This window comes from Colwellia sp. (genome assembly GCF_013214175.1).
Taxonomy (GTDB): Bacteria; Pseudomonadota; Gammaproteobacteria; order Enterobacterales; family Alteromonadaceae; genus Colwellia.
In genome coordinates, this window is the sequence record NZ_JABSPA010000011.1 from 45,716 (window position 1) to 70,287 (window position 24,572).

Annotated in this window: 20 protein-coding genes; 7 read left to right on the forward strand and 13 right to left on the reverse strand. The window is 39.1% G+C overall.

Annotated features, from left to right (window positions below; translation table 11 throughout):
* Positions 1 to 31: 31 nt before the first annotated feature.
* The 3 genes from nhaC to HRT55_RS19520 form a co-directional block, all read right to left on the reverse strand.
* On the reverse strand, positions 32 to 1,522 hold the full coding sequence (gene nhaC / locus HRT55_RS19510; protein WP_291623957.1) for a Na+/H+ antiporter NhaC: 1,491 nt from the start codon (positions 1,520 to 1,522) through the stop codon (positions 32 to 34).
* A gap of 92 nt (positions 1,523 to 1,614) precedes the next feature.
* Positions 1,615 to 2,775: a saccharopine dehydrogenase family protein gene (locus HRT55_RS19515; RefSeq protein ID WP_291623960.1), complete on the reverse strand. Its 1,161-nt coding sequence runs from the start codon at positions 2,773 to 2,775 to the stop codon at positions 1,615 to 1,617.
* Between the two features lie 10 nt (positions 2,776 to 2,785).
* Positions 2,786 to 3,862 carry a saccharopine dehydrogenase gene (locus HRT55_RS19520; protein WP_291623962.1) on the reverse strand — a complete coding sequence of 359 codons (1,077 nt, stop codon included), beginning with the start codon at positions 3,860 to 3,862 and terminating at the stop codon, positions 2,786 to 2,788.
* A 427-nt stretch (positions 3,863 to 4,289) separates the two neighbouring features.
* Here HRT55_RS19520 and HRT55_RS19525 point away from each other — a divergent pair, with 427 nt between their 5' ends.
* Entirely contained in the window at positions 4,290 to 5,132 is an 843-nt protein-coding gene (locus tag HRT55_RS19525; protein ID WP_291623964.1) for a trehalase family glycosidase, read from the forward strand.
* 381 nt (positions 5,133 to 5,513) lie between these two features.
* Here the strand turns inward: HRT55_RS19525 and HRT55_RS19530 are convergent, their stop codons facing one another.
* The gene (locus tag HRT55_RS19530; RefSeq protein ID WP_291623966.1) at positions 5,514 to 5,897 is read right to left on the reverse strand and encodes an STAS/SEC14 domain-containing protein; all 384 of its coding nucleotides are present in this window, start codon (positions 5,895 to 5,897) and stop codon (positions 5,514 to 5,516) included.
* A gap of 459 nt (positions 5,898 to 6,356) precedes the next feature.
* Here HRT55_RS19530 and HRT55_RS19535 point away from each other — a divergent pair, with 459 nt between their 5' ends.
* Positions 6,357 to 7,835, forward strand: a complete 1,479-nt coding sequence (locus HRT55_RS19535) for an NAD(P)/FAD-dependent oxidoreductase (protein ID WP_291623968.1) — start codon at positions 6,357 to 6,359, stop codon at positions 7,833 to 7,835.
* A gap of 607 nt (positions 7,836 to 8,442) precedes the next feature.
* Here HRT55_RS19535 and HRT55_RS19540 read toward each other — a convergent pair.
* From HRT55_RS19540 to HRT55_RS19565, 6 genes are all read right to left on the reverse strand, one after another.
* Positions 8,443 to 8,802, reverse strand: coding sequence for a hypothetical protein (locus HRT55_RS19540; protein WP_291623970.1), 360 nt, complete (start codon positions 8,800 to 8,802; stop codon positions 8,443 to 8,445).
* Between the two features lie 193 nt (positions 8,803 to 8,995).
* Positions 8,996 to 11,272, reverse strand: coding sequence for a DUF3488 and transglutaminase-like domain-containing protein (locus HRT55_RS19545; protein WP_291623972.1), 2,277 nt, complete (start codon positions 11,270 to 11,272; stop codon positions 8,996 to 8,998).
* A complete protein-coding gene (locus HRT55_RS19550; protein ID WP_291623977.1) occupies positions 11,269 to 12,291 on the reverse strand; it encodes a DUF58 domain-containing protein in 1,023 nt (340 codons plus the stop codon). Before HRT55_RS19550 ends, HRT55_RS19545 begins: the two co-directional genes overlap by 4 nt.
* Before the next feature lie 34 nt (positions 12,292 to 12,325).
* The gene (locus HRT55_RS19555; protein ID WP_291623979.1) at positions 12,326 to 13,384 is read right to left on the reverse strand and encodes a MoxR family ATPase; all 1,059 of its coding nucleotides are present in this window, start codon (positions 13,382 to 13,384) and stop codon (positions 12,326 to 12,328) included.
* 86 nt (positions 13,385 to 13,470) lie between these two features.
* On the reverse strand, positions 13,471 to 14,529 hold the full coding sequence (gene aroG, locus HRT55_RS19560; protein ID WP_291623981.1) for a 3-deoxy-7-phosphoheptulonate synthase AroG: 1,059 nt from the start codon (positions 14,527 to 14,529) through the stop codon (positions 13,471 to 13,473).
* A 360-nt stretch (positions 14,530 to 14,889) separates the two neighbouring features.
* Complete coding sequence (locus tag HRT55_RS19565) at positions 14,890 to 15,150, reverse strand: DUF5062 family protein (RefSeq protein ID WP_291611368.1); 261 nt, start codon at positions 15,148 to 15,150, stop codon at positions 14,890 to 14,892.
* A 264-nt stretch (positions 15,151 to 15,414) separates the two neighbouring features.
* Between HRT55_RS19565 and HRT55_RS19570 the strand changes: the two genes are divergently transcribed.
* The 4 genes from HRT55_RS19570 (at position 15,415) to HRT55_RS19585 (ending at position 19,480) form a co-directional block, all read left to right on the forward strand.
* A complete protein-coding gene (locus HRT55_RS19570; RefSeq protein WP_291623983.1) occupies positions 15,415 to 16,530 on the forward strand; it encodes a DUF3083 family protein in 1,116 nt (371 codons plus the stop codon).
* A gap of 177 nt (positions 16,531 to 16,707) precedes the next feature.
* Positions 16,708 to 16,923, forward strand: a complete 216-nt coding sequence (locus tag HRT55_RS19575; RefSeq protein ID WP_291623984.1) for an acetyltransferase — start codon at positions 16,708 to 16,710, stop codon at positions 16,921 to 16,923.
* 398 nt (positions 16,924 to 17,321) lie between these two features.
* Complete coding sequence (locus tag HRT55_RS19580; RefSeq protein WP_291623986.1) at positions 17,322 to 18,647, forward strand: nodulation protein NfeD; 1,326 nt, start codon at positions 17,322 to 17,324, stop codon at positions 18,645 to 18,647.
* A gap of 8 nt (positions 18,648 to 18,655) precedes the next feature.
* Positions 18,656 to 19,480 carry a slipin family protein gene (locus HRT55_RS19585; RefSeq protein WP_291624088.1) on the forward strand — a complete coding sequence of 275 codons (825 nt, stop codon included), beginning with the start codon at positions 18,656 to 18,658 and terminating at the stop codon, positions 19,478 to 19,480.
* An 82-nt stretch (positions 19,481 to 19,562) separates the two neighbouring features.
* On the opposite strand, the gene HRT55_RS19590 is transcribed toward HRT55_RS19585, so the two are convergent.
* The 3 genes from HRT55_RS19590 to HRT55_RS19600 all read right to left on the reverse strand — a co-directional run bounded on the left by HRT55_RS19590 (position 19,563) and on the right by HRT55_RS19600 (position 22,371).
* A complete protein-coding gene (locus HRT55_RS19590) occupies positions 19,563 to 20,558 on the reverse strand; it encodes an FAD:protein FMN transferase (RefSeq protein WP_291623988.1) in 996 nt (331 codons plus the stop codon).
* Between the two features lie 108 nt (positions 20,559 to 20,666).
* The gene (locus HRT55_RS19595) at positions 20,667 to 22,055 is read right to left on the reverse strand and encodes a DUF3570 domain-containing protein (protein ID WP_291623990.1); all 1,389 of its coding nucleotides are present in this window, start codon (positions 22,053 to 22,055) and stop codon (positions 20,667 to 20,669) included.
* A gap of 37 nt (positions 22,056 to 22,092) precedes the next feature.
* Positions 22,093 to 22,371 (reverse strand): DUF4266 domain-containing protein, encoded by a 279-nt coding sequence (locus tag HRT55_RS19600; protein ID WP_291623993.1) that lies wholly within the window; start codon positions 22,369 to 22,371, stop codon positions 22,093 to 22,095.
* 838 nt (positions 22,372 to 23,209) lie between these two features.
* On the opposite strand from HRT55_RS19600, the gene nhaD reads away from it, so the two are divergent.
* A complete protein-coding gene (gene nhaD / locus HRT55_RS19605) occupies positions 23,210 to 24,454 on the forward strand; it encodes a sodium:proton antiporter NhaD (protein ID WP_291623995.1) in 1,245 nt (414 codons plus the stop codon).
* Positions 24,455 to 24,572 lie beyond the last annotated feature (118 nt).

Below are 24,572 nucleotides of genomic sequence, written 5' to 3' on the forward strand. Positions count from 1 at the left end.
TTACCCAAAAAGCCATTTTTCAACGTTCAAGTTAATTGGTATTTACCAATGAATCACTTAACACCGCGCCATCATTCGGCTTTTTTACCAATAATGCTTTAACTTTAAACCCCGCAAACGCGCAAATAATACCGATAATAGGTGATAACCAATTAAAGAAACAAAATACCGCATATTCCAATGGATTGATCAGTAACACCGACTGCATATAAGCACCACAAGTATTCCAAGGGATAAGTGGTGAAGTTACCGTGCCTCCATCTTCCAGCGCACGTGATAAGTTTTCAGGTGCTAGTTCTCGTCGCTTGTATTCGTCTTTAAACATTCTACCCGGCATAACAATAGCAATATATTGATCCGCTGCAACACAGTTAGTGCCAAAAGCAGTGATTATTGTGGTTGAAATTAATGAGCCTACGCTGTTTGTTACCCCGATTAAACTTTCAACCACGCGCTTTAATAGCCCTACTGTCTCCATGATTGAACCAAAAGTCATGGCTGATATGATTAGCCAAATAGTATTAAGCATAGAGCCCATACCGCCGCCGCTGAGTAAATCATCAATGACTTTATTGCCAGTATCAAGTGATACGCCGGAGTACATCACTTGCCACACCACCATGATATTGGCTTCAACGGTTGTTAAGCCATCGTTGGCATAAGAAATAATTAGGTCTTGCTGAAATAGCACCGCCCATACAGCGCCAGCAATAGCACCAATGCCGATGGCAGGAAATGCTGGCATTTTTTTAACCGCTAAAAAAAGCGTGATAACCAAAGGAAGCAGTAAATACCATGCAATAAAGAATTCACTTTCTAAACTCAATAGCAGTTGATCAATTTGTGTATTTGATGATTGCGCGGCACTATTTAATCCTAAAAAGAAAAAGATGATCAAGGTAATGGCAAAACTGGGTACAGTACTCCACAACATATTTTTAATATGAATGAACAACTCAGTCCCAGCAATAGCTGGCGCAAGATTGGTAGTATCAGACAAGGGTGATAGTTTGTCACCAAAATAGGCTCCGCTGATAATTGCCCCTGCGGTCATAGGACCCGATGCATCCAAACCTGAAGAAACGCCCATTAACGCCACACCTATAGTGGCAGCTACCGTCCAACTACTGCCGATACACAACGCCACTAATGCACAAAGGACACAACAACTAACATAAAAATACTCTGGCGCTAAAATTTGTAAACCAAAGTAAATCATAGTGGGTACAGTACCCGCTAATAACCAAGTGCCGATGAGCGAACCAACAGCCAACAAAATTAAAATAGCCCCTAAAGTTAAGCTAATACCTTTGGTAATACCTGCTTCAATTTCGTGACGTTTATTGCCATTTTTTAAACCAATAAGACAAGCAACACCTGCGCATAACATCAAGGCTATTTGGTTAGGCCCTGAGGAAGAGTCATCACCAAAAAAGTAAACAGCTAAAACAAGCAAACACACTAATATAGCAATAGGAAATAAGGCATCGAGTAATGTCGGTTTCTGTTTATTTTCTATCATGTTTATCCCTGTTTTTATTTTTATTTATTTATTTTAAGTTGCTTAAACAAAAACGCCGATTAAATAGTTAATCGGCGTTTTTGTTAATTCACTTATTTATCTAAATGATTATGATGACCTATTGAATCTCCATTAGCCGTCAGCGCTGATAACCATTGGTTAATACGTTCAGGCTCTTCTGGCGCAGCACTCACACCTGTAGGTATTTGATTATTAAGTACCGACTCAATAGCAAAACTTACTGGCAACGACACTAAACGAGCCATGGCTTGTCCTTGTGCATTTCCTTGGCTATCTAGATAATAACTTTGATGCCAAACAACGTTGCCAGCCTGACGAACTTCTAACTCTACGCACATCACTACGCGATCGGCTTCATTGTCGTCATAAAGATATTTTTGCTCAAGCTCTCGACTAATTTCCAGTAAACGCTGTTCGCCACTACGGCCTTCTAACGTAGCTATTTCATCAAATAATGGTTGCCATGCTGTTGACCAGCCATTGAGGCGTAACGTGCCACGAACAAACTCTTGCACATCCCAATCATCTTGAAAATTATACTGCTTGATAAATGGCAGTGAGTCTCTATTAGGATACGCTTGAAAAGTTTCACTATGATCAGATAACTTCGCTTGATATTCACTTAGTGCTTCCCATGGAGCATTTGAGGTTTTAACCATACCATCTGCTTGCCATTGTGCTTTTGAGCGCAATGCTTTGAGTACACCTAATGGTGACCAGCTAAATTTATATTTAAAATCATTGGCAACTTTAGGGAAACCACCACAGTAAGAGCGGAAGTAATGCTGATTGCTAGATGAACATTGCTCACTGTTTTGGTAACTATCAACCAGTAAATGCGCGAGTAAATGATCAATACCTGGATCTAAACCCACCTCATTAACAAAACATAGCTCCAAGTCCTTTGCCTGTGAATTTAATTCAGCCATTTCTGGTGCTATATAGCTGCTAGAAACAAAGTGAGCTTTATGCTTCAAACAAAACTGTGCAACAGTTAAATGCAAGGTTGCTGGTAACATAGAAACCAGTACATCACCGGGTTTAACTATTTCAGTTAATACATCCCAGTCTAATTCACGTACATCAATCTGCACCTCATCATTTTTCAGTGCTTGTTCTGCTTTTACTAAACTGCGATTCCAAACAATAAGGGGTGTAGATTTCTTCGCTAGTTCAATAATACCAGGTGCAGAAGATAATCCTGCTCCTAGCCAATGTATGGTATTTGTCATGTTCATCCTTTTAAAGATCTTTAGTTTTGCTGTTAAATAGAGCGAGTGCAGTAGGCCAAACGCCTTGAGATTTATCATCAAGCGTTAATAAATGGGTTAATAGTTGTTGTCCATAATCTTCACTACTTTCCTTAGGTAAAAGTGAAGGTAGATGATCTATGGCAATAATGTCGAGCACTTTAGTTTGATCAATACGTAAACAAGGGACTTTAAAGGTAGTGCATTGCTGATAAATAGGTAACGGATTGTAGCTACCATACGGATCACAACTCACATCGACGATAACGGATAGTTTTCTTTCGTCTTTGCTGAGTAACTCTTTGGTGATAAAAGGAGGTAAGTCTTTATTAATTAATACACAATTAATAAAGATGTCAGCGTGGATAATTTCCTCAAAAGGTCCACCTTTTTTAGTTTCTGCTAAGTCCCATTCAAGTACTTCGAGTGAAAGCGCTTTTGCTAAGTCTACCGCACCTTTGCCACTGCGCCCTTTAGCGCCAATGACTAATAACTTAGGTTTAATTACAATATTGTTTGTTTGCTCAAGTGCTTGTTCAAGTGCTACCAGTAGCTGCTGCTTGTCTTGATAGGATGAAATATCAGCTAATGGCGGAGTAATATTTTGTTGTTGGTTCGCCCAGGCTAAAACCGATAGGGCCGCGCCAGCAAAACCAGCCCAATAGCCAAAAGCAGCGATTCTTCTTTGTTGTGCATCCACGAGATATTCTAGGTCAAACAGCTCACCACCACCTTGCTTAAAGCGTGATAACAAAGCTTGCCAGCCAGCTTGTTCTTTATATACGTGAGCAAAATAAATATGTTGATGAACCAGAGGGAAATCATCTTCAGGTAGCTCTTTTAGCCCCAAGATAATCGCGTCTTTAGGCGCATTAACCCAACTACCTTGAGCAACTAAGTCAGCATTAACTTGATGGTATAAATCATCATTGAAAATATTTTGTGATGAACATTCAACCGTCACTTTAAATCCAGCATCAATTAATACTTTTGCACCTTGTGGAGAAAGTGCTGTGCGTTGTTCATGTGGTTTTGTTTCTGCTCTAAGCCAAAGATGTACTTTACTCATAATATAAATTTTCAGTTCTATTAGTTAAAAAGGGAGTTAGGGTGATCTACGAGTGGCCATAGAATATGGCGAACAATTACAATTAATTTATATAGCGTATGCTGTAACATAAACTTATTTTTTATAGGTTCGTCATACACATAGAATCAAAATACTGCAAACATTTCATAGCTACCATTTATCGCTATACCCTTACTTTACTTTTGGCTGTCTTCTTAATCAGCTTACTCACACTATAATAGTAATAATAATAATTGCAACATTTATCATACAAATAATACTATATTAAATATCGTATAATATATTTTCATTTTTCATTATTTGGAAGAAACAGAAAACGCCTTCTTCATTAGGAATAAATAGTTGGATAACAATCAGGTACGTAATTTTTCATGATAGAAACTTCAATTTTATTGAGAGCAAGTTTTTGCCTTTCAGTATTTTTTCATTAGCAATATTTGCAAAACCTCCTTCGAATACTGAGATAACAGCTAACCATCCCATTGCCAGAAATGCCATTGATCGCACCGGGACACCAGAGCAACATAAAGATTACGACAAATACCAAAATCAGAAATTTAATCCCTTTTTCGATTTAGGTGCTTGGCATGGTTTCTTGTTGCCTGATAATAAAAGCAGTTACGGGGTTTTTACTGGCCCGATGATAATTGCTCAAGAATCTGTTGAGCTAAATACTTATCTAGCACACGAAAAAACACTACTTGCGAATATGGCTGAGGTAATGAATCAGCCAGAGCTGGCAAAGCATTATAGGAAAGCAGCAAAACTATTAGCGTCGAAAATTAACCAGTGTTTTTTCGATGACGAAACTGGTTTTTATTATGATCGAAAAATATTAAATACAGGGCAAGATTCAACAAAACCCTATGCAGGTGAATTACTCACAAAGCAAGGTAGAGGCCCTGAAGGCTGGAGCCCATTATGGGCAAATATTGCTGATAAAGATAAAGCCGCTCGTGTTAAAGATATGATGCTCAATGAAAAAGAATTCAATACAAAAGTTCCTTTAGGTACAGCAGCATTATCAAACCCTGCCTATGATGCAAATATTTATTGGCGCGGTCGTGTTTGGCTTGACCAAGTCTATTTTGGTTTGATCGCTTTAGACAATTATGGTTACCACTTTGCAGCAAAAAGTTTAGCTAAAAAACTGGTGAAAAATGCAGAAGGATTAAGTGAAAACGGCGCGATAAGGGAGAATTACAACCCTAAAACAGGCGTAGTACAAGGGGCTAATAATTTCAGTTAGAGTGCTGCTCATTTATTGATGCTTTTTCATGAGTTTTTTTCAACTGATGCTAGATACTCATGCGTAAAATTCTATGGCGCTAAGTGCCCCTTAACGCCATAGAAGTAGAAATTTATGTCCGCTATAATGATCGGAAAGTTGACCTTAACATTGAGTAAGTCTTTATGTCTCGAATGCGTACCAAGAAGTCATTAGAGGTGAACTGTTTTTAATAGTTCATTGGTTAAAAGCTAAGGCTCACTTCTACCACAAAAGAGACATCAGCAATTAGCCTACATTATTGATTTGGATTAGGTTTTGTATCGATAACGCCCTAATAATGGGTAAGAACTGTTGACTGATATTAGCAACGAGGGAGAATACTTGTTTAACAGTTTGTTATTAGAGAGTTTTGAGCCAATTCATAGCAGTACCTTTATCTTCAAAATTTTTTGATTTTTGCAAGTTTCTTGCTGGCGTTCTACTTTCTAAAATAGCTAAATGGATTGATGAATTTATGACTACAGCTTTGGCTACCATATTCTGACTATTTAACCAGATATTACATTCGTTAATTTTATCAAAAACATCAGGGGTTCCACCTTCAGCTTGGGTGTAGTCAATCAACAACTTAAACTTTTTTTGATTAAAGCTTTCAATGGCTGACTTCAGTTCCTCAATTGATTGGAGCATCCCTTCTTTGTTAAAAGCACCAGTAACTTTAACTGCAATTAGATCGCCATCAACTGAAACATAACTTTTACCATGCTCAAGCTCTACATTCATAATTTATCTCCGAAGTCATAACCGTATGTTATGGATACGTGCCTGTCATCCCCCCTAAAAAGTATAGACCAATTGATTTCCCCTCAGGAAGTTACTATTTAAATCCTACTAGTTGTTGAGACGTCTCAGTAACATAACTTGAATGATTTATTAGTAAATGTATGGAAAACATTTTTATGTTAACTTCCGCTTAACGCACCAAAAAGCGTTTAACAAAAGAGCTACTTCATTCGGAATTCACTAATTCAGTTGATGACCGATATAGGTTATGAGTTCAACCTTAGCCCTATCTTTGAACCACTGAAATGTAATTAACTTTTTAACAAGTTAACTTAGCCTAAAAGTAATATAAATCATATCCACAATATTACAATTAGGCTAGCATCCACTGTATCGGTTAAAATACCCCTTATAGATTGTGACTGAGTTATCTCTGGCGAAACCAAAAGGTAAAAAAAATTGGAAAACACACAGCATCATTGGACTACTTGTCAGGAATGTCAGGGACGCGGCAAAAAAACGAGAAGGCTGCGCAAAAAAGTGAAACTCAGCTTTCAAAGAGCCTTAGCGCACTTTGAAGAAATGAATGGCGAAGGCACGCCCCCCGTTCGACCGAAAGGTCACCTCTATGATTGTTTGAACTGTAGCGGCTCTGGCTTAGTTCAATCAGCTAGTCATCCTATAGCCGATACAGAAAACTACCCACATGTTGCTATTATTGGTGGTGGCATAGGTGGAGTAGCTTTGGCTGTAGCATGTAAACACCGCGGTATTCCTTTTACACTTTATGAACGTGATAGCGGCTTTGGTGCTCGCTCTCAAGGTTATGGCCTCACGTTGCAGCAGGCAAGTAAAGCAATCGAAGGATTAGGCATTTTTTCACTAAAGCATGGCGTAATTTCTACAAGACATGTGGTACACACCACTGATGGCAAAGAGATTGGAGAATGGGGCATAAGAAAGTGGTTGCCGTCGGAGTTAAAGACCTCGGTGAAACGCACAAATGTACATATCGCCCGACAATCTTTACGCTTTGCTTTGCTTGAGCAACTTGGTGGTCATGATGCTGTTAAGTGGGATCACCAATTCGTCGATTTTAAGGAAACTCAAGGTGCACCCGTTAACCTGAGCTTTAAAGTTAACACTAAAGGAAAGAACAAAAATGAGAGCAGCTCAGAAATAAAGCATGTTAAGGCCGACCTTGTTGTGGGTGCCGATGGTATCCGCAGTTCGGTACAAAAATTATTGATTGGTGATGAGTTAAGACCGCTACAATACCTAGGTTGTATTGTGATTTTAGGTATCTGTCCTTTGGCTGATCTCAACGGGCTTGAAAGCCCTTTGCTCGACTCGGCTACGGTATTTCAAACTGCCAATGGCCATGAACGAATCTACATCATGCCTTATGATTCAGAGTCGGTAATGTGGCAACTTAGCTTCCCTATACCAGAAGAAGAGGCTAAGGCGTTGAGCGCTAAAGGTCCTCAAGCACTTAAAGAAGAAGCCTCTAAAAGGTGTCAGTGGCATGATCCCATTCCTCAAATTTTATCGGCTACTAAGTCATCGCTAGTTTCTGGTTACCCGGCTTATGACCGTGAATTACTCAGTACAGAATTGTTGGAAAAATCAGATAAAGTAACCTTGATCGGTGATGCAGCCCACCCGATGAGTCCATTTAAAGGGCAAGGGGCAAATCAAGCGCTGTTAGACGCGCTATCATTGGCTCGGGGCATATCAATAGGGTGTAGACCTATGTCTCAATGGCGAGAAACGGGTGTGAGAGCAAGTGTATTAACTGAGTTTGAAGCAGAAATGTTGACCCGCAGTGCTTCTAAAGTAAAAGGCTCAGCAGAGGCTGCACAGTTCCTACATTCCGATGTGGTACTTCATGAAGGTGATGAGCCAAGAGGACGATGCTTACTGAGAGAAGAATCATGATATCAAACAAGCTGCATATTATTACTTGTTTGGCCATGAATTGACAGATTGGCTATCTCGCTAAGTGCCTCATCCCGCCAAAGAAGTGTGAAGTAAATGTCCATTTTTATGGGGCAAGATCAGTGTGTTCATAAAGCAGACTTTAATTTCATCTAATTCGTTATGACACCAGAACAAATTAAGTCTTAAAATTGATTTGTATTAACGTCAGATTGCGTACCAAAATGATCTATCCTGAGGTCGTTATTTCGATTTAGAGAGGGTCTACTCTGTAGTAGGTCAGCTCGTCTAAACGGCAGTGAACGGCCATATGTTTTATGAAATTAATTACTGGAATATTATTGCGAGTTTCCAACTTTATTTTGATTTTTTTTTGCACCTTTTAAATAGACAAAGCTCATTGTGAAATTTGTTTCTATCTTTATTTAGCTTCTACAATTACAAGCCTATAAAGTTAACTGGGTATTGCTTGATTTATAAGATTACAGTAAGGCTAAGAGCTTAGGGCAACAAGCTAATTCCCCTACGCTCTTTGGGATCTGATTGCCTCTAAGTTGTGCCAACAGAATAGTCGTTTAGAATAAATTCATGTTGGCAAATGATAGAATCACTTAATAAAGTCTAAATATTGTTGATACAAATCACCCAATAAAGGAACTTTGTATTCTTGTCCTCTAATCGCACCATAGAGTCCAACTACCCATGCCAATAAGACTCCAACATTGAGTATCCAACCCACTAAGGGAATTAATGACAGGATAGCACCGGTGATGATAAGGCCTAACGATTGGCGCAGGTGAAAGCTGGCTAAGGAGGATTGATGTTTATCATAGATAACCATGGCAACCACCCAACCAATTAAGGTGAAGTAACTGATAACGGCAACGAGCGTTGCCATTCTTTGTCGCTCGGTCCAACTCATTTTCTTTTCAAAAATATTTTCATAATCACTTGGAATATGTGGCATAACAAGCACTCCGTAATGAATAACTATTCTATTGATGATAATGCAGCCAAGTATTTCGCATCAATTCTAACTTGGTATTACATTAAATTTAGGAAAAATAATTCCATTCAACAAGGACTTTTTATTCTCTAGTGTTTAAGATAACGGCTAATTGTTTCAAATTTATGAATAAAGACGAAGTGATTTTTTATCGCTATTTTTTTAATACTTGAATAAAGTGTTGATATTGTTGCTGCATTGATAGCGTTAATTTTTCTTGTTCATTTGTTGATAACATTTGGTAGCACAATCGATTATAACTAACACTGAGTCGAGTAAAAGCTATCGCTAATTCTGGGCATTGCTGGCGAACCTCTTTGGCGAAGTCATTAACGGTCATACTAGGAGGTTTATCCATGCCCTGCTTTGCCAATTTCGCCATGGATTTTTGGTAAAGTATTTGCCACTTAGTTAATGATTGTGGTTTTGTTTTACTACGATTCAGTAGGTGTAAAAACAACATCAGCATGGACATGCTAATGACTAAGGAAACAGCAATAATCAAGGCTAATTTCCAAGAAACCATCTTGCCAAACCAGTTTTTAAATAAATCATACTGCTGCTTACTGGTAAAACCAATAACCCAGCGGGTCCATTGATAATCAAGGGCATCAAATTGTAGGCGCAAGGCATTTAGCCAAGCAATATTCTTCATGCGATATAAGCTAAATAAATCATTATTAAGCTCCGATTGCTGTTGTAATAACTGAGTTGACCAACCTGAATTTACTCGCTCTGGGTCTACCGCACTGGTTGGATCAACACGTAACCATCCTTTACCCTCTACCCAAATTTCAGACCAAGCATGTGCATCATATTGATAAATACTTAAATGACCTTTGTTAGCTAATTGCCCGGTATTATCACCTGTATTAGTCACGCCATTATATTCACCACCTAAGTAGCCAGTAACCATACGTGCCGGGATGCCTGAAGCGCGCATGACAAAAGTAAAAACACTAGCATAATGTACACAAAATCCTGCTTGGGTATCGAAAAAGAACTGATCTAAGCTGTTATTGTCTAATAATGGTGGCTGTAAAGTATAAGAGTAATTTTCTTTATTAATAATGTTTAATACCGCTTGGGCCCTCGCCTGCACATCAACATAATTATGCTGTAGTTGCAGCGCTAATTGTTCAAGCCTTGGATTACTGCCTTGTGGGTAGCTCAAGTTTAGTTGCCGGCTTTGCTTTGTTAGCTCTAGTGTTAGCGGCGCAGTTAAATAGCTAGTTAAACGATAAGATTTAGCCTGGCTAATTATTTTGGAATTATTAAAGGTGTGATCGGCTTGTGCTTGGATACCCTTTGCATCACCAGTCACTACCGCTGGTGCTAAGGCAAATAAATATTTTTGGAAACTCGGCTCAACAATAACCTGATAGCTTAAGGGTGAAATCTCCGTTGCACTGTTATCAAAACTAAAGTTTTTAGCCGCTACTGCAATTTTATTTCGAGTGGACTTATGTTGTCTGCTCCACTGCCTACCATCGTATTCTTCTAGTACCATGGCGCGCCAATATAGCTGTGAATAGTTAGGTATTTTCTGTTGACCAAAATCAGCGCGAAAGGCCAACTTGGTCGAGCGGGTTAAATTGGCAATATCACCGAGTTTAACCGTATCTGACAAGCCTGTTTCTGCCGACTTTGCTAACGGAACTTGCCAAAAAGGCGATAATCGAGGAAAGACTAAGAACAGTACAATTGCCAAAATCGCACTTTGGCCAAGTAAAACAATCACCACTTTGATGTTAGTAACAAAAGCTTTTTCGAAGGAGAAAAACTGCAGTAATACCGCTAAATTAAGCACCAGTAAGGCGAAAGTTATTAAGGAAAAGGCTAGATCTTGTCTAAATATGAGTGAGGCCGCTAAGACAAATAATCCTAACAGCTGTAATTGATAAAAATCACTACGCGAGCGTAATTCAAAGCCCTTCAGAGCATAAGAAAAACAAAGCAAATGCAACATACTAGCTAGAATACCGACCTGTTTTGCGGTAATAACGATGGCCACACAGCCTAATAAAGCAAATATGCCCAAAACTATAGGTGAGACATTAGTAGCTTGTTGTTTTTTCTTGCGCGTATTTTGTCCAATACTTTGTCGATAACTGTGCTGATGATCTTGTCGACTATTGTTCCGATGAGTGTGACCAGTAGCGGTTTTGTTTTTCGAACGGTTGTTATCCGTGTCTCGTCCTTGATGTAATAGTAATGCTTGCCATGCCAATGACAAAGCAATAATCGCTAGCATCCAAGTACTTAATTCCAACGCAATTACTGAGATATTCAAACATTGACACAGCCAAAGTAGCCAAGCATTTTTTCGGCTTAGGTAAAAGTTGCTTTTGGCTTTACTATTGGTGTGCCTGTTAACGCTGCCGACAGTACCTGCTGACACTTTTTTAGTTTTATTATTGAATAAAATCATGAATATAAAGCCAGTGCAGTCAAACAGGCTTGTTGGTGATGAAGGCCTGAATTTGGTGATATGTTCATTGACTGATTGCTAAGTTCAGCGGAAAGCTGTAAACCAAAGCTTTGATTCGACGCCGTCAGCTCACCAATTAGGAAACTTAAATAGGCCAATTGTATTTCGACATCATTACTGGGCATTTCGCTCAGTTTTAGCCATTGTAATTGACTCTGCTCTGCTTGATAGTGTTTTGAGTAATGTCCTTGTCCTTTTGCCAGTTGTTTCCAAGCCGTTCTGGCTTTTGATTCACCGCGAACAAAGCTCTTTAATTCGGAAAAATCATCAGTGCCAACACTATTTGTACTTTGATAACTATCTAGACTCGGCTCATCGGCTTGCCCAGATAATTGATATTGACCGGAAATTAGGCTTTTCGCTTTAGGATAGATTATAGCGTAATGGCCAAAATCCAAAATTGATTTACTTTTAAAAAGGCCTAAGGAATATTCACTAAAAACAGTGACTCTGCCTAGCCAGTGTTTACCACGCTGCAATGTTCTATAGACTAGCCTGAGCTCATGACTGCCCTGCTGGCACAGTTCTATTTTCTCTACTTGGCTGTTTAACGCCTTATCAGTAAAATGAGCATTGATATCATAATGCGTTTTTTCAGTGGTTATTTTAATGACAAAATATAACGGCTGTTCAGCATAACCTTGTTGTTTTGCCACGCTATAAAAACGCAATTGGGAAAAGTTATAAAAGCTATGCAGCATAACACTGATAAATAAGCTGGCTAATAAATAGCTGAACAACAAAATAATGTTATTTTGGTAGTTGGTGCCTAATAAAAAAACCAATACCACAAAGCCTAGATACGCCAAACCAAAGCGAGTCGGGTATATCATGATGTTACTACTGTTTAGCTGATGTTCCGGCTGACTTGGGATCCTTCGCGCCAGCCAACGTTCAAAGTGTTTTTGAAAAAAACGCCTAACCGGCCGAGCCAATGAAAATTTTGCTGTTGCTGCCATAATTTACCCGTTACCTGGCAAGTTAGTAGCCAAATTAGTAACCAAGGGGATTAAGCACATCAACACTATTGAGTATTTGCCTAGCCACACTAGATGACTCAAGCTGACTTGCATCTAACTGTCGGTTTGGTTGCATTTCTAATCGGTGTTGGCAAACCACATAAAATACTGCCTGGACATCATCAGGTAAGACATAATCACGATTATCAATAAAAGCCATTGCTTTAGCGGCTTGCAACAATGCCTTGGAAGCGCGCGGTGATAAAGGCTTACAGCTTATTTCACTGGCAATTTCGTCAGTATTATTTACCGGACTAATGTGACCATTGTATGCCCGTCTACTGACATGGCTTAAAGCAATAATATATTCCAATACATCATTGGAAACACTCACTTGCGTGACGGCATCTTGCATCACTATAAGCTCTGCTTCGGCAACCACGGCTTCATTGTCAGCCTTACTGTTACCTTTGCTATCCGCTGAAGTTTGATTAGTCCGCTGAGAGGTATTTAATAAAATCTGTTTTTCGGCTTTTAAATCAGGAAAACCGAGCGATAAGCGCATCATAAAACGATCAAGTTGCGACTCGGGCAATGGGTAGGTACCGGCATGAAACAAGGGGTTCTGGGTAGCAATAACAAAAAATGGCATAGGTAATTCATGGGTAATGCCATCAATACTCACCTGCTGCTCTGCCATGGCTTCAAGCAGTGCACTTTGCGTTTTTGGACTGGCACGGTTAATTTCATCGGCCAAGACCACTTGATTAAAAATAGGACCTTTATGGAGCTCAAAACGATTCGTTTCATTATCAAAGATGGAAAAACCAACTACATCCGCGGGTAATAAATCGTTGGTGAATTGCGTACGCTGATAACTTAACCCCAGTGTGGTCGCTAAAACATGAGCCAGAGTTGTCTTGCCCATGCCGGGTAAGTCTTCTATTAATAAATGACCTTGGGCAAGTAAACAAGCCAGGGCTAAACGACATTCTTTCGGTTTACCTAATACCACTGATTCAATTTTATTTAAAATGGCAGTAATGGATGCTTGGCTGGCTTGAACTATATCTACAGCGGGTGTTTTCGACATAAAAAAACGTCTAATTATAAAGAGTTAATTAGACGTTTTAGCATGAATTGTCATTAAAGGGAATTGCTTGCCCTTATATGTTTAGCTTAGTCGTTAATATTACGTCGGCTAACTACCGCTTCACTCAACTGACTTAATAACTGTTCGGTATCATTCCAGCCAATACAAGCATCGGTAATACTTTGGCCATAGACTGCCGCTTTACCGTTTATTAGGCTTTGGTTGCCTTCAACTAAGTGACTTTCCACCATAACGCCAAAGATATTTTCGTTACCTTGGCTTATTTGCTCACTGACATCTGTTGAAACCAACATTTGGTTTTCAAACTTTTTCTGTGAGTTAGCATGGCTAAAGTCAATCATCACTTTGGTATTCAATTCAGAAGCTGATAACTGCTCGGTAACCAATTTAACACTTTGTGCATCAAAGTTAGTGGTTTTTCCACCACGTAAAATGATATGGCAATCGCCATTACCTGTGGTTTCAACAATAGCAGCATGACCAAATTTCGTTACTGATAAAAAGTGATGTGATGCTGCTGCTGAGCCTATGGCATCGATAGCGATTTTAATGGTACCGTCAGTACCGTTTTTAAAGCCTACCGGGCAAGAAAGACCTGAAGCTAATTCACGGTGAACTTGTGATTCAGTGGTACGAGCGCCAATGGCTCCCCAACACATAAGATCCGCCATATATTGCGGCGTTATCATATCTAAGAATTCGCCCGCAGTAGGTAAACCGAGATCATTAAGCTCTACTAATAACTTACGACCTAGACGTAAACCGTCATTTAATTGAAAACTGTTATCCATATAAGGGTCATTGATCAAACCCTTCCAACCCACGGTAGTACGTGGCTTTTCAAAATAAACTCGCATGACAATTTCAAGACTATCTTTATACTTTTCACGTAATTTTACTAAGCGTTGACCATATTCAAGCGCCGCTTTAGTATCGTGAATAGAGCAAGGACCAATCACTACTAATAAGCGATCATCTTTACCTTTGAGGATATTGTGTATAGCAGTTCTGCCAGCAACGACTGATTTAGTGGCTTGCTCTGACGCAGGAAATCGTTCCAATAAAGCGATTGGTGGTAATAAGTCTTTAATTTTGTTGATGCGTACATCGTCAGTTTGGTACATAGTTGGCTCTCTACTGCTCTTTCGTTACTTATTCATCACTAACATAGTACTCATTTTGCACTAATGTAGTGTTAGCATGAATGTTGACGATACTCATTGGCTTAGTTTTACTTTTACTTTTACTTTTATAAATAGTAAAAGTCTTCGCAAACTAACTGACCCTGAGTACCTATTATTAATTCCTAATTAGAATCCCAAAATCAATCTAGCAGTGTTGCTGGTTGAATACCATGAAAAATTACTGTTCTAAGCTAGTTTTTAGTACATTTATTCTAACGCGGAAAATATCAGTAAAGATGTAGCAAATATTTAATCAATATTTGCTACGGTTAAGATGGCTTAACACCTTCAAGTAAATGATTACTTAAGTAAAGCATGGCCTTCTGGTAACTGCTTGGCGATCCAAAGAGCGAGTTTATGTTTCATGTTAGGTTGGTCTTCATTGTCGACTGCTAACGGTTGAATGAGGTTATCGCTAACTAATAAACGATAAAGGCTTTCGATTTTATCTTTGGCCGAATTAGTTGCCGCAAAAGCATTATAGCCACGGTTTACCGCATATTTTTCACCAATGGTTAATGCTTTCTTTAGTAATTCTGCTTCATTTTTTAATTTTTTCATCGAATAGTGTCCTAGTAGCAATCTTAATTGTTATTACCATGCGTTAAATGCCCAAGAAACACAAGCTTAAATACACAGACAAACACCGGCAAACCCCTCTAAATATGACTAATAAACAATCAATTACGAATTTAATGACTTGCAGACTATTCTATTGATTTACATCATATAGACAACTTTTTAGTCTTGTATAATTTGCCTATAAATTTATATTTTCATTTGATTTTGTCCATTTAACATTACTATTTAATATCAGGGGTAACTATGCCTTTATCACGTACCAAAAATTTGCAACACAAAGCTTATATCCCTTTATCTGCTCGAGAGAATCAATACTTGATGGCTAAAATTCCTTTAACCGATGAGCTATTAGCACAATACCAAGGGCTTATTGATCAAAGCAGTGACAGACCTTATGAGAAACTCTATCAATACTTAGCCGACAAGTTCTTTGCTATCAATGATAGTTTATCACTAGAGAGTACTCAGTTTATCGCCAATGATAAATTTGCTCGAGTACGCTTTAGTCCGGAAAAATTTACTGCCCAAACCAAACAGCAAGTATTATTTTTATACAACCCTAAATATCACACCAGCCGAAATACCTTTTTCAATGGTGCCAACAGAGCTAAAAAGATAACCTTAATATTTTTAGCTAACGGTGAAGATATTCGTGGTCAATCAGCCAAGTTTCATCAGCTAGTCACTAAGGCTTTAACTGCTTTTGCTAGTAAAGCTAACATTGACCTGCAACAGATTAGGGTCAGTGATCATCAACATTTAACCTATGATTTGTTTGCTAAAAATAAAGGTATTGATGGTAGTCAGGCACATAAATTTAGAGCGATTTCTGACAGGTACTTAGCAGATCAATACCAATTACCAGCGCAGACGAAAGCGTTAACCTATGCGGTAGTCGAATTCCCTATTAACCGACGAGTCCGTGCGTTGGTTAGCCATGACGAAAACCCGCAAGAGCGTTATAACCCCTTGTATAACCTTATCGCTGATGCTTTTATTAGTACCGCTAAAAACCACAACTTAAATAACGGTGCTGTCGTCGCTAATGGCCTAGTACCGATTGTACGTTCGGGGGAAGATGAAAATGTGGTCACTGCTGGCGAGTTATTAATGCTTGGCTACAACCCACAACATACTAGTTGTGGTTATACCTGTAAGTGGAATTCGGCAAAATTAGTCGACAGTGTGCAACTCATTTTTGTTGCTAGTGAGCAAGATAAAACCAGCCACGGCTACGGTAAGTTTGTTAATAATATCGAGCAAGCATTACGCGAATTTGCCCAGAAATTGGCTGTGGTTAGTGAGCAAGAAGAAATGATGGTTCGATTGCATCAACATGTTGGCTTTCAACTTGGCTAGCTAAGCTTGCCCTGCATTTATCTTTTAGCCGAACATAGTTAGTCTTCACTAAATATGTTCGGCTATTTTCTAACAATCTATTTTGTCATTTTTATTAATTTCGAGTCCATTTACCGTCATCAATCCTAGTTAACGTTTATACTGATAAGCAAGGGGTTATGCTTGCTGGAGGTTAATATGTTTTTAAAAAATAGAAAGAATGGTGATATGGTCGATGTCGATAAAATCCAAGATTTAACCAATTTGTATCATGAAAAGGTTTTAGGTTGTTATCAAGTAGGCGAAGAGGTGCAAGATCCACAAGAGTTTGCGAAAGCTGAGTTAACCTTTTTATCGGGTGAAGACTTACCACGCTGTTGGACCGATCCACATTATAGAAGCCATAAAAAGTAGTTTTGCTAAAAAGAGTCTTGCTCAACAACTTGATAACTGGCACTGATACTGAAATATCTATTGGGGGGAGATAATAATTACCTCCCCCTGTTATTAGCCCTGTTATTAACGATTTGACCATCCATCTAATCATCTATTCTAGCCAATTTACCTTCATTAAAATCAGCTACGGCTAGCTAAAATGCGAACCACAGTAGCGCCCTATAAAGCTCTTAGTAAAAGGTCTTATTAAACAATCCTATTAAACAATCCTATTAAAGGCCTTAAATACAAATCATAAAACACCGGCTATTAAGCAACTCCACCTTATTTGAACTAAAATAATACTAAGTGGTAATTAACTTGAGTGTTCAGTTATGTTTCGCTTGTTATTTTTTATCATACTTAGCAATCCTTTTATGCTCAGCGACTTATTAGCTACAGAGCAGACTCTTTCTGCGCAACAACAAATCCCAGTATTAACCATAAAAGGCGCTATTGGCCCTGCTGTAAGTGATTATATTGGCAAAGAAATAAGCAAAGCAAATCAACAGGCTCAAGCTTCGGCCATACTACTTATTATTGATACACCCGGAGGTTTAAGCAGTAGTTTGCGCGATATCAATCAACGTATACTGGATTCAGACATTCCGCTACTGTGCTTAGTTTTCCCGCAAGGTGCACGCGCCGCCAGTGCTGGTACCTATATACTTTATGCTTGCCATATAGCTGCAATGTCCTCAGCGACAACACTGGGTGCAGCTACGCCGGTAAATATTGGCGGTGGTTTTACCCCAAAGCAAGAAGACAAAGATGCTAAACAACAAAAATCAGCCATGGAGAAAAAAGTCCTTAATGATGCCATTGCTTATATCCGCTCTTTAGCGCAATTAAGAGGCAGAAATGTAAAATGGGCAGAGCTGGCTGTTAGTGAAGGAGCTACCTTATCTGCACAAGAAGCCTTAGCTAAAAATGTGATTAACTATTTAGTGGAAAGCCCTGAACAATTGTTACAAGTCCTTGATGGTCAAACCATCATGGTTAAAAAGCAAGAGTACCAATTAAAGCTCGCGGGTGCGCAGTTAGACTACCGCCAGCCTGATTGGCGTAGTAAATTTATTGCCACCATTACCGATCCTAATATTGCTTATATTTTAATGTTAATTGGTATCTATGGTTTATTACTCGAATTCTATAATCCCGGTATTGGCATAGCTGGGGTTACCGGCGCGATTTCCTTGTTTATCGCCCTTTATGCATTTCAGCTTTTACCAATAAACTACGCTGGTTTGGCATTATTATTACTGGGCATCACCTTACTTATTGTCGAGTCTATGATCCCGAGTTTTGGTGTCTTTGGCATAGGTGGCTTAATCGCCTTTGTCTTAGGCTCTATTTTTCTAATAGATACCGAGCAACAACAGTTTCAAGTATCGCTTAAGCTCATCTTTACCCTAGCTATTGCTAGCGGCTCATTTATTGTCTTTATTCTCGGATATATATGGCGCCTGCGTAGTAATCAAGTTGTTAGTGGTTTAGAAGCGCTTATTGGCGCCCAAGGCACAGTACTAGAGAATTTCACCGGTGCCGGTTATATTTTATTAAAAGGCGAGCGCTGGGCCGCAGTTAGTGCGAAACAGCTACAACAAGGCGAGCAAGTGACAGTAAATAGTATTAAAGGTTTAACGGTTAGCGTAACAAAGTCCGCTAATCCTGAGAAAATCTCCGCAGAAATAGAGAGGTAGTGACTATGATGGAAATTTTAATTAATACCGGTATGTTGATGCCAATAACAATCATTAGTTTAGTATTATTGTTTGCTTTTAGTTTATTTAGGGTTTTACGGGAGTACGAGCGTGGCGTGATATTTTTCTTAGGCCGTTTTGAAAAGGTAAAAGGACCTGGCTTGATCATAGTGATACCTATCATTCAACAAATGGTGCGAGTAGATTTACGAACTGTCGTTATGGATGTGCCCAGTCAAGATGTCATTAGTCGCGATAATGTTTCAGTGCGAGTTAATGCCGTCATTTATTTTCGCGTTACCGACCCACAAAAGGCCATCATTAATGTCGAGAACTTCTTACAAGCCACATCACAATTAGCGCAAACAACCTTAAGGTCAGTTCTTGGTCAACATGAATTAGATGAAATGCTTGCCAACCGAGATATGCTAAATACCGATATACAAGCAATATTGGATGCTCGTACCGACGGTTGGGGTATTAAAGTATCCAATGTCGAAATCAAACATGTCGACTTGAATGAAAACATGATCAGAGCCATTGCTCGGCAAGCGGAGGCAGAGCGAACTCGGCGAGCTAAGGTCATTCATGCTTCGGGCGAAATGGAAGCCTCCACTAAGTTAGTTGAGGCTGCTAGTAAATTAGCTTTGGAGCCAAATGCTATTTTATTACGTTATTTGCAAACCTTGACAGAAATTGCCGGTGAAAAGAATTCCACCATATTATTTCCTTTGCCGATGGAATTGATGAAGGGCATATTTAGTCAAAATGAACAGCCCGAACAGAAAAGTACTCAACACGGATCCCAACAAGATAAGACGCCAAATAGCTAACGTCATCGCTAAATAGCCATAAAGAGTAATTATTGCTTAGCTGTATTTGTTCACACTGTGGCTTAGCAATTTTATTAACTTATTATCTACGCGACCAATAAGTAACCTCTTGCTCAGTCAAAAACTGCTCTGCGCCCTCTCCTTGCAACAAGGCTAGCGTAGCTAACATACCCGCTTGAATACATTGCGGTGCCAGCGTGGTGATTGACTTGGGTGCCTGCTCAATTGGCCAGCCAGTTAACGCATTAAGCACGTGACTATAACGCCGGCCATCTTTAACTAAAAAACGTTTACTATCACCACTTGTAGCTAAGGCGCCTTGATATAAAGCAATTATGGTATCTTTGTCATCTTTATTATTATCGTTGTTTAACTTAGTTCCCTCAATTGACTCAATGGCAACTTGCCAGGGCAGACCGTTTAATCTTGGTCCCGTTACCGCCAAATCTCCGCCCAGATTAACCAGCACCGGTAGCTTTGTTATTTGCTTAGCGAGTAAAATACTGCGGTCAACGGCATACTCTTTACCAATGCCGCCAAAATCAAGGGCCATGCCTTGGGGTAAGGTAATGCTATTTGGCTGATAACTAATATTTTCCCAGCCAACTAAGGGTAAAACACTGGCAACCTGCTTTGCTGAAGCGATATTAGCGCTACCATCAAAGTGCCATACTTGATTAAGAATACCAGCGCTAATATCAAATAAACCATCACTTAGCTGATAACACTGCTCAGCAAAGTTTAATAACAGGTAGCATTCTTCATCAATAGCAATGTTCTGCCCGCTACTATGGTTAATTTGGTAACAGACACTGTTTTTGTTATAACGACTAAACTTGTCTTCAATACGCCAAACCTCATCACTAACTGCACGGCCGACCAGCTTTGCTAAAGCTAAATCATTTGTTTGCATCAGTACTTCACATGGGCTGGCCATGGCATCAAAAGTTATCACATAACCCTGCTCTTGGGCTTTGACCGATAGGATTCGCTGACTGCTCTTAATCGTTTTTTTAATGGTATTGTTAATTACTTTGCTAATGGTTTCATTCATTGTCTTGCTAGTTGCTTTGTTCATTGACGTTACTATACGGAGAAAATTTCATATTAACTTCCATATCAGCTTTAAAATAAGGTGTCATAGCAACATCCATAACATTTCCCAGATTAATTACCCTATCAAGCATCATAAAAACGAATAACTCAGCTGGAATATAACCGCTTGCACAACGGGATAAACAGTTAAACTCGACAGTTCACTAGGCTCATCAAAACCGGCATTATTTGGCATTTGCCGATAATACTCTAATCTTACGGAAAAATCGTTACCATTATTCAGGCTAAAACCATACTTTACCCCAAGAGTCACAGCGTCCATTGCACCGATGCGATAATCAGCACTGATATAGTTTTCGTCTGGCGTAGTCTTATTTTCTTGTTCAGCAAAAGTATAAGGGCGATAGAATTTGGCGGCACTTTGTTGATAATAACGAATATGCGGCTGAAGGTAGCTTTGTTTACCGAAGCGACTAGATAGCGGCATGTACAAAGTGCTATCTAGGGTGTGCGATTTAATTTGCCAGTCGTCCCACATATAACGATATGAAATATCTAGCACACTGTTCAATAAGTTTTGGTCAAAATGGTATTTAGCTTGAGCAAAAGTACTTTGCTTATTACGTTCATTCGGCCTGTTTTCATAGATATAATCTTGCGCAGTGCCTTGTTGATCTAAAACACTGACAATTTTAAAGGGATCAGTTAAATAACCTCGCACCATAGAGTACGAATAATTAAACTGAGTGATCATCCTGCGGTTAATCACCTGGGTGAAACCCAGTAATACATCGCTAGTGACTTTTTTATCACTACTTCCTATACGAGTTTTAGCAAGATCTTCATCCCAACTTGCCGAATTACTATCTCCAATAGGCATTGAAGCATAAGGCTTAGGTATGCCGCCCATAGGGGTAAAGGTATCTTGAAAATGACTTAGCCCTAATGAAATAGTTGAGTTTTTCTTATAAAAATCCACCGCCAAATTACCATTAACCCCTAGGGATAAATAATCAAATTCTTTAGAGAAATGTCCGCCAATACTGCCCGTGTAATTCTCAGCTAGGGGTTGAGTCCACTGAGCGTTTAATTGCACTCGAGTATCTTTGAAGGTGTCATCAAGGGGCGTTTCCCCTGCTGGGGTAACATATTGGCCCTCACCTGAGGGGCGAGTAAATGTTTGCGCCTGCGCTTGTACTACAGCGCCATTCGCCGAAGCGCCAGTTAAAGAATCAATAGTCAATTTTAAATTTAATATTTCATCATTAGCAAAGGTTTTGTTGCCGCTGACAATCACCTCAGCCGCGGTTACTCGCTCGCCTTCAGAATAAAATAAAAAGGCACTATCAAATTGCCAATCTTTTAACACTTCAGCTTTAGCGTCATTAACCATTACGCCAGTACCTAATAAAGCGCCTGCGGCCATGGATAAAGCCATTTTGACATTAGCTTTTTTAAGCTGGCTATGCTGATTACTTTGGCTATGTTGCTTACTGTTTTTATTGTCTGGGTAGATCATTTATATATTGATAGTTACTGCTTGATTAACCAATCGGTTAATTGCAGCCACAACCTCCGCCGCCAAAACTTTTACCACCGCTAGAGGCTTCTTTTGAAAAATAAATGTGATCATCCAAAGCGGCATCAATAGGGCTGGATGTTAACGCCATTGCTTTTGTCGCCAATAAATCACGCTCCCAAGGCTCTACCCCCAAACTACTGCAAGCACTCAGGTTGACAAGAACAACAGCTAACAGGATAAACTTTGTTTTAGACACAGCTATAGACTGATATAGCTGCGGTGATTTTTTAATAGAGGATTTATTCGCTTTCATTATGACCTTTATGACTTTAGTGCCTTTGCTTGCCTTTAACACCCTTTTCAAAAAGAGTGGCTATAACAATCAACATTGAATGCCAGCTTTATACTTGGTTTAATTTACCGATACCAGAGCCACTATAGCGATATTTAATCTCGCCTTCAGCTTTTATTAACACGATTTTACTATCCTGCTTGGTATTATTGTAGGTATCCTTGCATGTAAAGTACTTACCTAGGATGGGTAATGTAACTATCTGCTCTCATCAGCTTAGACAAGTAAACTTACCCAAAATCATCCCAAACGTAACTAACTCAAAATGCATAAATAATTTCAACGTTAACAATTTTGAAATCGATTAACATTTCTTTAGAACAAACTTGGGTATATACTGCGCCGCCATGGCAATGATTAATGATTTAAAAATAATGACTTTCAATAAGCCTTATACCTTATTGTATTTTTTATTATGCTTTTGCTTTATCAGCACGAGCTTTGCACAACCATGTCACTCAGAAGCCAACCTAAGTAACGGCTATCATTGCCAACTTGAATTAGAAGATAATCATGAGCCCAGTGAACTATTAAGCGGCCACCTTTATCTAAATATGCTTGATAGCACTTGTGAAGTTATTTCATATACACCAGTAGAAAATCTAAACCTACAGAGCTTACCTTGCTGTAATCGTGGTCCTCCCACTAACTTATATTATTCAAACAACAGCAAGTAATACTATAAGCTAGGCAATAACTAAACCGTTATAAGGCATAGCATTATCTTTTTCTACCGACTCAGTTTCACTATTTTTATTAATGGTGACAGTAAGTTATTATTTTCCAGTAGTCCATTATTATGATTAATACCGTTATTATTACCCTCGTTTGCATCAGTCTTGTGATGATCATTACCGAGGACTTAATTCACCTCAACAAAGCAAAAACCACACTGTTTTTTGGCACCCTGTGCTGGATTCTAGTCTTTATATTCCCAAGCCAGCCAGATGTTGCCCGTGAAACCACGGAACAGCTCAATGAAAATTTATTAGAAATTGCCACCCTGTGGTTATTTCTAATGTCGGCAATGACTTTTGTTGCTTATTTGAATAGCAAAGGTTTTATCTCTGCTTTAGTACAACGCGTTTTGCCCGCAGCCATTTCTGAACGTGGCTTGATGTTCGTTATTGCCATTTTTGCCTTTGTCTTCTCTTCTTTTGCCGATAACGTCACGGCCACGCTAGTTTCTATAGCTGTGGTAATGAACTTACAATTAGAAATAAAAAAGCGTTTAAAATACGCCACCCTAATAATATTCGCCGTTAACAGTGGCGGTGTGTCACTGATCACCGGCGATGTCACTACCCTAATGATATTTCTTGAAGGTAAAGTCACTATTGCTAACTTACTTATCTTAGTTTTACCTTCTTTCCTCGGCGTATTAACCTTAGCGAGTTTATTATCGATAAAACTCTCCGGCGAAGTTAAATTATCCCAAACACGTATTAAAATTGAAAAAGCCGATATCATTATTGCGCTGATTTTTGTCTTAACTATCTCAGGCACCCTACTCGCCAATGTCTTGTTTCAGATACCGCCAGTATTGAGCTTTTTGTTTGGTTTGTCGGTAATGTTTTTAGTGGCAAGCTATCTACCAAAAAGGAACAATCAAGATGTTTTACACTATATTCGAGAAGTAGAATTTGATGCTCTACTGTTCTTTTTAGGTGTACTACTTCTGGTCGGTATTTTAAAACAAATTGGGGTATTAAATGGCTTTACTGAGCTCTATCAATACTTACCCGCCATGGCCGTTAACTATTTAGTTGGCTTTATGTCATCGGTAATTGACAATGTGCCCTTAACCGCAGCGTTATTAAAATCTGGCGTTGATATGAAAGTCACCGAGTGGTTAATGTTAACTTACGCCACGGGTGTCGGGGGCTCTATTTTAGTTATAGGCTCAGCCGCGGGCATCATTGCCATGAGCAAAATTAGCGAATTGAATTTCATTAGTTATTTAAGCAATGCTTTCTATTTGATTATCGCTTACACGGTAGGTTATATCGGTGTCTATTTCGCCGCAAATTGGGCACTGGCCTAAAACATCAGCCGCGGGTAGCAGGATAATGCCCTGCTGTCCGTTTGACTACATCAGTCACAGTAGCTAAAGCTCAGTTGGCACTCTCAATCGTTCACTGGCAATTGTGTTATAATTATCC